We start from the raw sequence: 12,911 nt of genomic DNA on the forward strand, positions 1-12,911 counted from the left end.
CAATTGAAATATGACAGCGGTCATTAACCAGCAACATTTACAACCTTTTCAATTTGTGGGGCGTGTTTTTTGATGGTCATTTCCACTCCCATTTTCAAGGTCATTTGATTTATAGAGCAGCCCACGCAAGCTCCCATTAATTGGACGTTTACAACTTTGTCGTCTTCAATAGAAATCAATGAGATGTCTCCACCATCATTTTGCAAAAACGGACGTATTTCCTGTAATGCTTCTTGTACTTTCGATGTCAATTCCTCGGATGTCATATTATTTTTTTACGGCGCTACAACCCGCCATTGTTGTGATTTTTATTACCTCGGTTGCAGGAAGATTTTCATTTCTATTCACGGTTTCCTGCACTACATTTCTTGTTATATTTTCGAAAGCTACTTCGGTAGGTGTTGCTGTTTGTAACGCAGCTGGCCTACCTACGTCTCCTGCTTCACGAATACTTTGCACCAACGGAACCTCTCCCAAGAAAGGAACTTGTAAATCTTCCGAAAGGTTTTTGGCACCTTCTTTTCCGAAAATATAATACTTATTATCAGGCAGTTCGGCAGGTGTAAAGTAAGACATGTTTTCAACGAGTCCCAAAACTGGAACATCTATATTTTCTTGCCTAAACATTCCTACTCCCCTGCGCGCATCGGCCAAGGCAACGTTTTGCGGTGTACTCACTACAACTGCACCAGTAATAGGCAGTGATTGCATGATACTTAAATGAATATCACCCGTTCCTGGTGGCAAGTCGATTAACATAAAGTCGAGTTCGCCCCAATCGGCATCAAAAATTAATTGGTTTAATGCTTTAGCAGCCATAGGTCCCCGCCAAATTACGGCTTGACCTGGTTGTGTAAAGAAACCGATACTTAGTACTTTTACACCATAGCTTTCTATCGGCTTCATTTTGCTTTTTCCTCCAACGTCTACCGATAGTGGCTTTTCCATTTCCACGTCGAACATCATAGGAATGGATGGTCCGTAAATATCGGCATCAAGAATACCAACTTTAAAACCCATTTTTGCCAAAGAAACAGCAATATTTGAAGTTACTGTACTTTTTCCGACACCTCCTTTTCCTGAAGCCACGGCAATAATATTTTTAATTCCAGGAATTGGTTTTCCTTTAATTAAATTCGGGTTTTGTGGCTTTGGTGGAGCCTCTACTTTTATATTTACTTGAACCTTAGCATTGGCGTCAACTCTTTCTTTTATGACCTTGATTACATCAGCCTCAGCTCGTTTTTTTATGTGAAGTGCTGGAGTTGAAAGTTTTAAATCTACAACAACTTCATCGGCAAAAGTTACAACATTCTGTACTACGCCGCTTTCAACCATATTTTTTCCTTCGCCAGGAGCCGTAATTGTCTCTAAGGCCGATAGGATGTCTTTTTTTGAAATACTCATACTATTGCTTTGATATTTAGATTCATTCTAAAGTGCAAATATAGTAAATAAAGTTGGCAGTATTCCGTGGCGAAGGATAGGAAAAGGATAAAAGATAAAAATATCTCTTATTGAAGTATAGCAACTTAAAAAGAGAAAGATTGGTAATCCGCTATAGGGTTAATTCTGTAGTGGGATCCCAAAAATATTCTTCGAAATCACGGACTTTATTGTCTACAACTTTCACCCCTTCGCTTTCTAGAAGCTCCTTCATTAAATTAGTTCCTTGAAAATGATGTTTGCCAGTAAGTAATCCAATTCTGTTCACAACTCTATGCGCAGGAACATTTAATTTATCGCTTCCATTCAATGCCCAACCTACCATTCTAGCACTGCCTGGAGCTCCAAGATACTTGGCTATTGCCCCATACGTGGTAATTCTTCCGTACGGAATAAGTTTGGTTATTTCATAAACTTTAGAGAAAAATCCGTCGCCTGACATTTTAAAACTCTTTCAGGATTTTAAGAAATGTAATGATCGATATTACTGCTGTTATAGAACCGATGATGTAATTCATATTCATTTTAAATTTTTGAGGCTCATTTCGCGCTCTAAAAAACTGAACATAAAGTGCAAGAACGCTAAGTGTTCCTAATCCTGCAGCAACCACAGCCACCCATAATTCAGGTTGAGAAAATGAAAACCATCCAAAGACTGAAAATGTAATGCCTAAATAAATCCAATATGGTAGCGGCAGTAGGTTTAACATTGCAAGAAACATGCCTGAGAAAAATCGACTTGTTTTGGAGTATGTGTCCCTATCCCTGAACTCCCTTCTCGTATCTTTCGCAATAAAAATAAAGTAGATGGTTAAGCTTATAAAAATACCGAGAGCAACTTTTTGTAGTACATCCACAATTCCGGGGTGCATTTCGATATAACGAGCAAAGATAAGGGCTATATACGTTTGTATCATTACCGTTACACAAACCCCGATTGAAAAAAGCATACCCTTTTTTCGTCCTTCTTTCATGCTAACTTTGGCTGCGTACATATTAATCAAACCAGGAGGAATGACTCCAATCAAAGCCCCGAAAAATCCGATCAGGAAGTTGTATAAAATTGCCATTAGGGGCCATTGTTTTTGTGAATATAATAAATTTTAATTTAACGGAATTTAAATCTGGTGTAGGTAATCTTTTTCCCTTTCTCTAAATACTGTTGTTCATAGAATGTCTGAATGCTGGTTACAGCTTCTGGAGAGCCGTCGCTTCCATAGACGTCGTGGTTTGCAAATTCGACTATTTCGCCTAAGCCGTGAAGCAAGCCGAGTGTATAGCCGTGCATGAATTCGCTATCTGTTTTCAGGTGCACAACACCATCAGCTTTCAGGATTTTTTTATATTTCTGAAGAAATTCAAAATTGGTTAACCTATGTTTTGTACGCTTATATTTAATCTGCGGATCAGGGAAGGTAATCCAAATTTCATCGACCTCATTCTCTGCAAAAATTTCGTCAACAAGTTCAATTTGAGTGCGAAGAAAACCAACATTTACAAGATTTTCTTCTAAAGCTGTTTTAGCACCTCGCCAAAAACGAGCGCCTTTTATATCGACGCCCAAGAAGTTTTTATCTGGGAATGCTTTCGCAAGATTTACGGAGTATTCACCCTTTCCACAGCCCAGTTCAAGAACTAACGGGTTATCATTTTCAAAGAAATCTTTACGCCAATTTCCTTTTAGCTTCAACGAATCGTTAAAAACTTCTTCACGCGATGGCTGCACCACATTAGCAAAAGTTTCATTCTCCTTAAAGCGTCTAAGTTTATTTTTACTTCCCACTATTTATATTGTTGTATGATTATAGAACAAAAAGCCTGTTTTTTTATTCAAAAGTTTAATTATTTAAACCAATAAGCTAAAAGCAGATAACTCTTTTAATACTGCTACATTTTGGTTTCAATAATCTGCAAAACTAAGGAAATATAACGCGGCTACAATTGTTCAATTCTATTTTATAATAATCTCTAAACACAAAAATTAACAATATGTTATGAAATGACTTCTATATGTTCGCTACCTTTACTTAAAATCAAACGAAAAACATAGCTTTTTTAACTAGACTGACTTTAACATCAGTTAGTTGAAGTGATTGATTTTATAAGGTGTATCTACTTATTTTGTTTAACTAATAACTTAGAAGAGTATAGAGAAATGAAAACAATAATGGTGGCTCCTTTAAACTGGGGCTTAGGTCATGCCACTCGATGTATACCGATTATCCACGCCTTGAAAGAACAAAATTTTAAAGTGTTAATAGCTTCTGACGGGGCCGCCCTAACATTACTGCAAAAAGAATTTCCTGATATAGAATCTATTGAACTTCCTTCGTACCGTGTAAGATATCCCTCGCACGGATTCTTTTTTAAGTGGAAAATGCTATTCTCACTTCCACGTATTTACAAAACAATGATTGCCGAACACAAACTAACTGCAAAATTGGTTAGTGAAGGAAAAATAGATGGAATTATTAGTGATTCCCGTTTTGGTGCTAGAAATATTAAAGTACCGAGTGCTTACATAACACACCAGTTGAATGTGAAGACGGGAAGTACCACATTTTTAAGTAGCAAAATGCATCAAAAAATAATTAAAAAGTTTGATGTATGCTGGGTTCCCGATGTAAAAGCGCCAGTAACCAACCTAAGCGGTAGATTGGGGCATATTGAAAAGCCTAATTTCTCGGTAGAATACCTAGGCGTTTTGAGTAGGATGAAAAAAACACCGCAACCTCACAGTGTTGATATTTTGGCACTGATTTCTGGACCAGAACCTCAACGCACCTATTTTGAAGAAAGCTTGAAAGTGGAACTGGAAAACAGTAAGAAAAACGTAATAATGGTTCGAGGTGTTATAGAAGACGAACAAAAATGGACAAAACACGGAAACATTAGTATTGTTAATTTTATGCAAAGCAGCGAGCTTGAAGAAATGATAAATAAAAGTGAATTAATAGTTTCACGATCTGGATACACAACACTATTAGACCTAACTATTCTTGATAAAAAAGTGTTTTTTGTACCTACTCCGGGGCAATACGAACAGGAATATTTAGCTAAACGATTAAAAGGATTAGGAATTGCCCCCTATTGTCCTCAAAATAAATTTAAAGCAGAAAAACTAAATGAAGCAGTGGTGTACCAGGGCTTAAAGCCGTTTAAACAGCCTCTAGTCGATTTTTCAAGGCTTTTTTCCCTTTTCCAAGGTAAATGAAAACTCTGAACCTATACCTAACTGACTTTCAAGGTAAATTTTTTCGGAATGACCTTCGACTATATGTTTAACTATAGATAATCCTAAGCCACTTCCACCTTCTTTTCTAGAACCACTTTTATCTATACGATAAAAACGCTCAAAAATTCGAGTTAAGTTTTCGTTGGCGATTCCTTCTCCATTGTCGGTAACTCTAACAAGAATTTTGTTTTTCAATAAATTTTCTATCGCTACTTCGGTAGTTCCATCTCGTTTTCCATATTTTATGGAGTTAACAATCAGGTTGATCAAAACTTGTTCAATACGTTCTTTATCGCCATTAACAATTATAGGCTCACTATACGCTTTATCAAATGTGAGCATAATATTTTTTTTAGCCGCTTTCATTTCCAGTAAGTCGAGTACATTTTGGACAAGCGTTACAATATTAAAATCATCTCGTTTTAATACAAGTCCTCCCGACTCAAGCTGGGTTATCATATCCAAATCCCTAACAATATGAATAAGTCTTTCAACACCTTTACTGGCTCCCTGAAGATATTTTTTCCGAACTTTTTTATCATTTATAGCACCATCTAAAAGCGTTAAAACGTAACCTTGTACTGTAAAGAGCGGAGTTTTTAATTCGTGCGAAATATTTCCCATAAACTCTTTTCGGTAGTTTTCACGAACGTTTAAGGTCTCTATTTCTAACTTTTTATCGTGCGCAAATCGTTCAACTTCACGCGTTAACATCTCTAAATCTGTTGTTATTGGAGGGTTCGTGAAATTTTCATTATCTAAAAGGCTTACATCGCGGTATATTTTTTTTATACGTGCATCAATAAATTTTTCAATCCTAAATTGCAAAATGAAAAATGAAACGATAAAGATTACAACATAAAACAGAAGTAACCAAGCAGGTATTTTATCTGTGTAAAAATATAGAAAAGCCCCAGCCACTATTGCACTGCAACCCGCGATTAACAGTGAAGAATAAAGTGCTAGGCTATATTTTTTGAAAACTCTCATTTACTTAGGCCACAAATTTATAGCCTACTCCTTTTACTGTTTTAAACTTGTCATCGCCTATTTTTTCGCGAAGTTTTCGAATATGCACATCTATCGTGCGATCTCCAACCACGACTTCCATTCCCCAAATTCGGTTTAATATATCTTCACGTTTAAACACTTTTCCTGGCTGTGAAGCTAATAATGAAAGTAGCTCAAACTCCTTACGAGGCAAGGGCATCTCTTCATTTCCGAGTATAATTTTATATTCTTCCTGAATTATAGTGAGTTCTCCAAACTCCATTTTATTTTCTACTTCGGGCAGTTTAAATCTTCTAAGCAAACCTTTTACCCTACCCACCAACACTTTAGGTTTAATAGGTTTGGTAATGTAGTCATCGGCCCCTGCATCAAATCCTGCCAATTCTGAATAATCTTCGCCTCTAGCAGTTAAAAAAGCAATGACTGTTTCCGAAAGTCCAGGAAGTTCACGTATTTTTTTACACGCTTCTATTCCATCCATTTTAGGCATCATTACATCAAGCAAAATTAATTGAGGCTTTATTTTATTTGCCAGAGAAATAGCTTCAAGACCATTTTTGGCTGTTTTTACCCGATAACCTTCAGCATTCAGGTTGTACCGGATAATTTCAATAATATCTGGTTCGTCATCAACTAATAGAATTGTAATATCCTTGTTTTTCATAGGCGAGAACTTGAGTTATTGTTTGTAATGACAATTTAGAATATACAAATTTTCAGTAATTGAGCTTTTTAATATAACTCAATAGATTGAGTTCTTTATAGCATTTTCTATGTGCAAAGATACTATTAAATAGAGCCCATAAATTAAATCGCAGCATTGTTAACGATTAGATAATATTAGACAGCGATTGAATAACAATTAGATAATATTAGATTTTCATGAGTAAAAAATTGTATTTTTTAACAGACATAATATTCATATAATCAACATTTTCTTTCAAACATTTTATACCTTTGCACCATAATCTAAAAAATTTTCTAATGAAAAAAATTACATTATTGGCGGCTTTATTTGCAAGTGCCGCTTCTTTCGCACAAATTGCAGGAACCAGTTTTGAAGAGCCAGAAGCTATTTCAGGTAAATATACCGATACTGGAGATGCAAATGTTGCGCACCAGCTAGTTAACAACCCAGACGAGCCTATCTTAAACTTTGTATCTGCTGGTGGAGAGCTAGGGTTCATGTCTTACTACGTGCCTTACGATGTTCCTTCAGTAGGTTTAACGGATGGTGATTTCGTAGGTGTTTCGAGCTTTACTCCTTCTCCAGACCTTTTATTTACCGATGGTGAGAATGGGTTTCAAATGAATGACATCGATGGTAACATGATTGTTGAATTTGACGAAGTTGATTTAACAGGAGTAGCAGGACCAGTTATTTCTTTAGATTTCCTTTTAGACATTAACGACAACCCACTTAACGGCAATTACGAAGGGGACGGTACAGTTAACGAAGAAGGTAGCGACAGATTAAGAATCTACATTAAAGACCTTACTAACAATACTGAAATTGACCTTTTTAACTCTACAGGAACAGACCTTGATGATTTAGTTCCTTTTGATGCTGGAACTGGTGAGTATTTACTTCAGTGGCAACAAGCAACTGCAACGCTTCAAACAAACACTACGGTACAATTAGTACTTGAAGGAAGATCAAACTCTGGTAGCGAGAACTTCTGGTTCGACAATATCGTTTTTGATGGAGTAATTGGTATTAACGATCAAGCAGCAAATCAATTTTCTGTATATCCAAACCCAGCAAAATCTTTTGTAAACATCAGCTCAAAAGATAGTGGTGTTAAAAACATTTCAGTTTATGATGTACTTGGTAAGCAAGTATTGAGCACTACATTAAGTGGCGAAAGATTAAACATCTCAACTTTAAATAGCGGTGTTTACATCTTAAAAATTGAACAAGGAAAAACTTCTACAACTAAGAAATTGATTGTTCAATAATTTCAAGTTATACATTTTGGAAAACCCCTGTATTTGCAGGGGTTTTTTCATTCTCTGAGCCTATACAATTTAACTTCTTACGCTATAAGTAGTCTATAAGTTCTCAAACGTTAATCTGAAGGTTTTCAGTAATTTTGAAATATTAAACCTCACATTTAAACGCAAATGCTTAAAAACGAAATTTTCAACATTAGTTCCTCAAATGATTTTGAGCGCCTGGCTATTGAAGTTTTTCGTTTTCAATATGAGAACGTGAAAGTGTATCGGGACTTTTGCGATTTACTTCGGTGTCTTCCCACCTCTGTAAAAACTATTAAAGACATTCCTTTCCTCCCTATTCAGTTTTTTAAAAGCCATTCAATTATTGCCCAAGGAATGGAACCAGAAATCACTTTTGCGAGTAGTGGCACAACCGGTACAACAACTAGCAAACACCTTGTAGCCGACTTAAAAATCTACGAGAATAGTTTTATAAAAGCTTTTTTGAAAGAATATGGATCTCCAACAGAATACGCTATTTTAGCGTTACTGCCATCCTACCTAGAGCGAGAAGGTTCTTCCTTGATATATATGGTAGAGAACTTGATAAATGAAAGCGGTAATGAGCACAGCGGTTTTTATTTAAATGAAATGGACTCTTTAGTTCGAAAACTTGAGTTTTTAGAGCGAAAAGGTCAAAAGTCCATACTTTTAGGCGTTTCTTATGCACTTCTCGATTTAATTGAAATAAAAAAATTCCACCTAAAACATACCTTAGTAATGGAAACTGGCGGCATGAAAGGAAGAAGAAAAGAAATGATAAAAGAAGAATTACACAACGTATTAAAAAGTGGTTTTGGAGTAGGAAAAATTCATAGTGAGTACGGAATGACCGAACTACTCTCACAAGCATATTCAAAAGGTGATGGTGTTTTTACCTGCCCACCTTGGATGAAAATTCTAACTCGAGATCCTGAAGATGCTCAAACCTATGTTACCAAAAAAACAGGAGGAATAAATGTAATTGACCTAGCAAATGTATATTCCTGCGCTTTTATTGCAACACAAGACCTCGGAAGGGTTAATGGTGATGAATCTTTTGAAATAATTGGCCGATTTGATGCCAGCGATATTCGGGGTTGCAACCTTATGGTTTTGTAGGGAAATATTTAACACAAAACGCTGAAAATCTGTGTAAGCGATCTGTAAAACTTACGACCAAAGTACCGTGAGAAAGTGATGATTTTTCATAATTTGGTTGGTTAGTTTGATCCCCACGCAAAATATGTGTGGGGATTTTTTTTACTGTCCCTTTTTATGGTTTTTATTATTTCATAAATTGTTGACTTTAAGAAATATCTATATGACTATTACGGGAGCTGTACACATTCAGGGAGCGAGAAAAATTAATTGTATGAAAATGTAAACCTAAAGCGTATAGTCTTAAAATTTATATGAACAAGAAGATTACAGTAATAATTCCAGCTTTTAACGAAGCGCAATCTATTGGAAAAGTGATTGCCGAAATTCCTGATATTGTTTCAGAAATAATCGTGGTAGATAATAATTCTACCGATAATACGCCTGAAGAGGTTAAAAAAGCAGGCGCCACAGTTCTTTCAGAAAAACGAAAAGGGTACGGGTATGCTTGTTTAAAAGGAATGGAATACATTTCACATTTCGGTACCTCGGCACATCACTCCGCTAAACGACCAGATATTATTGTTTTCTTAGATGGTGATTACAGCGATTACCCTGCGGAATTGACCAATATCGTAGCTCCAATTATCGAAAACGATATCGATTTTGTCGTTGGTGCGCGAGTTAAAGAATTAAGGGAAGCTGGCTCTATGACATTTCCTCAAATATTTGGAAACGCATTGGCCACATCCTTAATGAAACTCTTTTTCAACTCCACATTTACAGATTTAGGACCGTTTCGGGCTATTAAACACGACAAGCTTTTAGCCTTAAATATGGAGGACAAAACATACGGTTGGACTGTAGAAATGCAGCTAAAAGCCTTACGTAAAAAATATACTTATAAAGAAATTCCTGTGCCATACCGAAACCGAATTGGCGTTTCAAAAGTGTCAGGAACAGTAAAAGGTGCTATATTTGCCGGCGTTAAAATCCTAAGCTGGATTTTCAAATACAGCTTCAAAAAATGATTCTAGAAACTATAATCATCCTTTTCTACTCAGTTGCCCTCTTCGTTATTCTGCTATACGCTCTGGCTCAGTTAAACTTGCTGTTTAATTATTTAAAAGCACGCAAGGCAACTAAAAATGCTGATGTTTTTAATTTTCAGAACGAAGCAGAAATACCCTATGTAACCATCCAATTACCAGTTTATAATGAACTATATGTAATGGAGCGCCTCCTAAATAATATTGCAGAAATCGAGTACCCAAAGGCCAAATTGGAAATCCAAGTTCTGGATGACAGCACGGATGAATCTTTTGAAGAAACAGCAAAACACATTAAGCAACTTCAAAAATCAGGCTTAGACATTAAACACATTACGCGTAAAAAGCGTGAAGGCTTTAAAGCAGGGGCATTAAAAGAAGGTCTGGAAACTTCTAAAGGTGAATATATCGCCATTTTTGACGCAGACTTTCTTCCTAAGAAAGATTGGCTGCTAAACACAATTCCTTATTTTAAGGACTCAGAAATTGGCGTGGTACAAACCCGTTGGGGACATTTAAATCGTGATTATTCCATTTTAACGCGCGTGCAAGCATTCGCTTTAGATGCTCATTTTACTTTGGAACAAGTGGGCAGAAATAGCAAAGGACATTTTATCAACTTTAACGGAACTGCTGGCGTATGGCGAAAAGAATGTATAATGGACGCTGGCAATTGGGAAGGCGATACACTAACGGAAGATTTAGACCTCAGCTACAGGGCACAACTTAAAAACTGGAAGTTCAAATATTTAGAAGAAGTAGAAACCCCTGCCGAATTGCCTGTTGTTATCAGCGCTGCCCGCTCTCAGCAATTTCGTTGGAATAAAGGTGGAGCCGAAAACTTTCAAAAAATGGCGAAACGGGTCTTTAAAAGTCAAAATATTCCTTTTAAGACCAAGATTCACAGCTTTTTGCATTTGCTAAATAGCACCATGTTTTTAAATATTTTGATAGTTGCTATCCTTAGTATTCCGATGCTTTATATTAAAAACGAATACGAACACTTGAAGATGTATTTCTTAGTAATGAGCTTCTTCGTGGTAAGTACTGTCATATTTTTTGTTTGTTATTGGTTCACCTACAAATCTATTTACGGAGGTGGTTTTAAGCAATTTTTGATTTATATAGGAATGTTTTTCACCTTCTTTTCAGTGGCAATGGGGTTCTCCCTTCACAACTCAATTGCAGTTTTGGAAGGACACTTTGGAAAGAAAAGTGAGTTTATCCGAACTCCGAAATTCAATTTAAACGATTTGAATAAAAGCTGGAAAGAAAATAAATACATCGCCAAAAACATTTCTATCAATGTAATTTTTGAAGGCTTGTTAATGTTATATTTTGCCTTCGGAATGTACAGTGCGTTTGTAGTTGGCGACCAAGGAGGAGATTTCGGGCTTTTCCCCTTTCATTTGATGCTGTTTTTAGGATTTGGATTCGTGTTTTTTAAATCCTTGACCTCAAAGGCTTAGATTCGGCACAAAACTCTGAAAGCGTAAAATCAGATTCTTACTAGATTACAATCGCCATAAAATCGCCAGTTACTATCAATCAAAATATCGGGGTATTAGCTTTCTCACAGCGTATCACAAAGAATTACAGAGTACTATAAAAAAATAGGTTTTTATATTCCCCATAAAATCATGCTGTAATTGTAATTTGCAATCAAAATTTTTTTCTACCGATGCAAAAAAGTGTTCGCGGTTTTCATTCCTTTTTGATGTATCCCTTCACCGCCTCAAAATCAAGTCCGCCATAATTCCCGCTGCTCATTAAAAGCAAACACGAGTTTTCATAATCTTGGGAATAGAGATAGGTTTTAAAATCTGCAGGATTAGTAAAAACGACTAAATCCTTTCTGTCAAAAGCTTCTTCAATTTGTTCCCTTTTTATTTCTTCCAATTGCTTTATCATGACGGCATGAGGAGAATAAAATACCACAGCCGAATCAGCCGAATCCAACGTTCCACGGTACTCTTTTAGGAAATCAGGAGATAAGCTACTGTACGTATGAAGCTCCAAGCATGCAATCAGTTTTCTACTCGGATATTGATTTTTTACAGCCTGAGTTGTTGCTTTTACCTTACTGGGTGAATGGGCATAATCTTTATAGGCAACAGCATTTTTGGTTTCGGCTATTTTCTCTAAACGTTTGCTTGCGCCTTTAAATGTAGCGATGGCTTCGTAAAAGTCGTCAGCGTCAACACCCATTAATTGGCAAATCCAACGGGCACCTTCAAGGTTGTTAAGGTTGTGTTCTCCGAAGATTTCGATGGGCATTGGGCCTTCAGGCGTTGCCAACAAAGTAGTTCCATTATCTACCGAATACTCTGGTGTGCGGTATGGATATTTTTTAATAGGGCTCGTTGTCGCTTCAACAATACGCTTTACTTCAGGATCTTCTTCGTTATAAATAATTGCACCGCCATTGGTGATTTCATTCAAAAATATTTCAAACTGTGCTACATAATTTTCATAGGTAGGAAACACGTTGACGTGGTCCCACGCTATGCCACTTAGCAAAGCAATGTTTGGTTTATATAGATGAAACTTTGGACGCCTATCTATTGGTGACGAGAGATATTCATCGCCTTCAATTACCATAAAGTCGCTCTCATCGGTAATTTTAACCATAGTGTCAAACCCTTCAAGTTGGGCGCCAACCATATAATCTACCTCTTTTTCGTGATAATTCATCACGTGAAGAATCATTGATGTAATGGTAGTCTTGCCGTGAGAACCACCAATTACAACACGTGTCTTGGTTTTTGATTGTTCGTATAGAAATTCAGGGTAGCTGTATATTTTTAGATCGAGTTCCTTTGCTTTCAAAAGTTCCGGATTATCGGCTTTGGCGTGCATTCCTAAAATAACAGCATCAATATCTGAAGTAATTTTCTCAGGAAACCAACCTTCTTTGGCAGGTAATAGACCTTTGTTATTCAATCTTGTTTTGGAGGGCTCAAAAATTTCGTCATCGCTCCCCGTTACTGCATCTCCTTTTTGGTGCAATGCAAGCGCTAGATTGTGCATGGCACTACCTCCTATGGCTATGAAATGAATTTTCATGTGGTGTATCAGATTTCAGGTTACAA

The 12,911-nt window shown here is 36.5% G+C and carries 13 protein-coding genes; 5 read left to right on the forward strand and 8 right to left on the reverse strand.

Annotated features, from left to right (window positions below; translation table 11 throughout):
- Nucleotides 1–23 precede the first annotated feature (23 nt).
- The 5 genes from BLW28_RS04630 to trmB form a co-directional block, all read right to left on the reverse strand.
- The gene (locus BLW28_RS04630) at nucleotides 24–266 is read right to left on the reverse strand and encodes a NifU family protein (RefSeq protein WP_073216014.1); all 243 of its coding nucleotides are present in this window, start codon (nucleotides 264–266) and stop codon (nucleotides 24–26) included.
- Nucleotide 267: 1 nt separating this feature from the next.
- On the reverse strand, nucleotides 268–1,407 hold the full coding sequence (locus BLW28_RS04635) for an Mrp/NBP35 family ATP-binding protein (protein ID WP_073216012.1): 1,140 nt from the start codon (nucleotides 1,405–1,407) through the stop codon (nucleotides 268–270).
- Between the two features lie 151 nt (nucleotides 1,408–1,558).
- Nucleotides 1,559–1,888: an MGMT family protein gene (locus tag BLW28_RS04640; RefSeq protein ID WP_073216009.1), complete on the reverse strand. Its 330-nt coding sequence runs from the start codon at nucleotides 1,886–1,888 to the stop codon at nucleotides 1,559–1,561.
- Between the two features lies 1 nt (nucleotide 1,889).
- Nucleotides 1,890–2,516 (reverse strand): lysine transporter LysE, encoded by a 627-nt coding sequence (locus BLW28_RS04645; protein WP_073216006.1) that lies wholly within the window; start codon nucleotides 2,514–2,516, stop codon nucleotides 1,890–1,892.
- A 38-nt stretch (nucleotides 2,517–2,554) separates the two neighbouring features.
- Nucleotides 2,555–3,229 carry a tRNA (guanosine(46)-N7)-methyltransferase TrmB gene (trmB, locus tag BLW28_RS04650; protein WP_073216003.1) on the reverse strand — a complete coding sequence of 225 codons (675 nt, stop codon included), beginning with the start codon at nucleotides 3,227–3,229 and terminating at the stop codon, nucleotides 2,555–2,557.
- Between the two features lie 372 nt (nucleotides 3,230–3,601).
- On the opposite strand from trmB, the gene BLW28_RS04655 reads away from it, so the two are divergent.
- Nucleotides 3,602–4,660: a glycosyltransferase gene (locus BLW28_RS04655; RefSeq protein WP_073216000.1), complete on the forward strand. Its 1,059-nt coding sequence runs from the start codon at nucleotides 3,602–3,604 to the stop codon at nucleotides 4,658–4,660.
- On the opposite strand, the gene BLW28_RS04660 is transcribed toward BLW28_RS04655, so the two are convergent.
- Nucleotides 4,628–5,671, reverse strand: coding sequence for a sensor histidine kinase (locus BLW28_RS04660; protein ID WP_073215997.1), 1,044 nt, complete (start codon nucleotides 5,669–5,671; stop codon nucleotides 4,628–4,630). The genes BLW28_RS04655 and BLW28_RS04660 overlap by 33 nt on opposite strands.
- Before the next feature lie 4 nt (nucleotides 5,672–5,675).
- Complete coding sequence (locus tag BLW28_RS04665) at nucleotides 5,676–6,356, reverse strand: response regulator transcription factor (protein ID WP_073215993.1); 681 nt, start codon at nucleotides 6,354–6,356, stop codon at nucleotides 5,676–5,678.
- A 320-nt stretch (nucleotides 6,357–6,676) separates the two neighbouring features.
- Here BLW28_RS04665 and BLW28_RS15970 point away from each other — a divergent pair, with 320 nt between their 5' ends.
- The 4 genes from BLW28_RS15970 (at nucleotide 6,677) to BLW28_RS04685 (ending at nucleotide 11,288) form a co-directional block, all read left to right on the forward strand.
- Nucleotides 6,677–7,651, forward strand: coding sequence for a T9SS type A sorting domain-containing protein (locus BLW28_RS15970; RefSeq protein WP_234946435.1), 975 nt, complete (start codon nucleotides 6,677–6,679; stop codon nucleotides 7,649–7,651).
- A 165-nt stretch (nucleotides 7,652–7,816) separates the two neighbouring features.
- Nucleotides 7,817–8,791, forward strand: coding sequence for a LuxE/PaaK family acyltransferase (locus BLW28_RS04675; RefSeq protein WP_073215990.1), 975 nt, complete (start codon nucleotides 7,817–7,819; stop codon nucleotides 8,789–8,791).
- 293 nt (nucleotides 8,792–9,084) lie between these two features.
- Nucleotides 9,085–9,801 carry a glycosyltransferase family 2 protein gene (locus BLW28_RS04680; RefSeq protein ID WP_073215987.1) on the forward strand — a complete coding sequence of 239 codons (717 nt, stop codon included), beginning with the start codon at nucleotides 9,085–9,087 and terminating at the stop codon, nucleotides 9,799–9,801.
- Nucleotides 9,798–11,288 carry a cellulose synthase family protein gene (locus tag BLW28_RS04685; protein WP_073215984.1) on the forward strand — a complete coding sequence of 497 codons (1,491 nt, stop codon included), beginning with the start codon at nucleotides 9,798–9,800 and terminating at the stop codon, nucleotides 11,286–11,288. Before BLW28_RS04680 ends, BLW28_RS04685 begins: the two co-directional genes overlap by 4 nt.
- Nucleotides 11,289–11,523: 235 nt before the next feature.
- On the opposite strand, the gene BLW28_RS04690 is transcribed toward BLW28_RS04685, so the two are convergent.
- A complete protein-coding gene (locus BLW28_RS04690; RefSeq protein ID WP_073215982.1) occupies nucleotides 11,524–12,885 on the reverse strand; it encodes a UDP-N-acetylmuramate--L-alanine ligase in 1,362 nt (453 codons plus the stop codon).
- Nucleotides 12,886–12,911: the final 26 nt, after the last annotated feature.

Source organism: Aequorivita viscosa (assembly GCF_900106795.1).
GTDB classification, from domain to species: domain Bacteria; phylum Bacteroidota; class Bacteroidia; order Flavobacteriales; family Flavobacteriaceae; genus Aequorivita; species Aequorivita viscosa.

Coding starts and splice junctions, on each gene's coding strand:
- BLW28_RS04640 (WP_073216009.1), bottom strand. CDS start 1,888: ATGTCAGGCGACGGATTTTTCTCTAAAGTTTATGAAATAACCAAACTT.
- BLW28_RS04645 (WP_073216006.1), bottom strand. CDS start 2,516: ATGGCAATTTTATACAACTTCCTGATCGGATTTTTCGGGGCTTTGATT.
- BLW28_RS15970 (WP_234946435.1), top strand. CDS start 6,677: ATGAAAAAAATTACATTATTGGCGGCTTTATTTGCAAGTGCCGCTTCT.
- BLW28_RS04635 (WP_073216012.1), bottom strand. CDS start 1,407: ATGAGTATTTCAAAAAAAGACATCCTATCGGCCTTAGAGACAATTACG.
- BLW28_RS04630 (WP_073216014.1), bottom strand. CDS start 266: ATGACATCCGAGGAATTGACATCGAAAGTACAAGAAGCATTACAGGAA.
- BLW28_RS04680 (WP_073215987.1), top strand. CDS start 9,085: ATGAACAAGAAGATTACAGTAATAATTCCAGCTTTTAACGAAGCGCAA.
- BLW28_RS04660 (WP_073215997.1), bottom strand. CDS start 5,671: ATGAGAGTTTTCAAAAAATATAGCCTAGCACTTTATTCTTCACTGTTA.
- BLW28_RS04655 (WP_073216000.1), top strand. CDS start 3,602: ATGAAAACAATAATGGTGGCTCCTTTAAACTGGGGCTTAGGTCATGCC.
- BLW28_RS04675 (WP_073215990.1), top strand. CDS start 7,817: ATGCTTAAAAACGAAATTTTCAACATTAGTTCCTCAAATGATTTTGAG.
- BLW28_RS04665 (WP_073215993.1), bottom strand. CDS start 6,356: ATGAAAAACAAGGATATTACAATTCTATTAGTTGATGACGAACCAGAT.
- BLW28_RS04690 (WP_073215982.1), bottom strand. CDS start 12,885: ATGAAAATTCATTTCATAGCCATAGGAGGTAGTGCCATGCACAATCTA.
- BLW28_RS04685 (WP_073215984.1), top strand. CDS start 9,798: ATGATTCTAGAAACTATAATCATCCTTTTCTACTCAGTTGCCCTCTTC.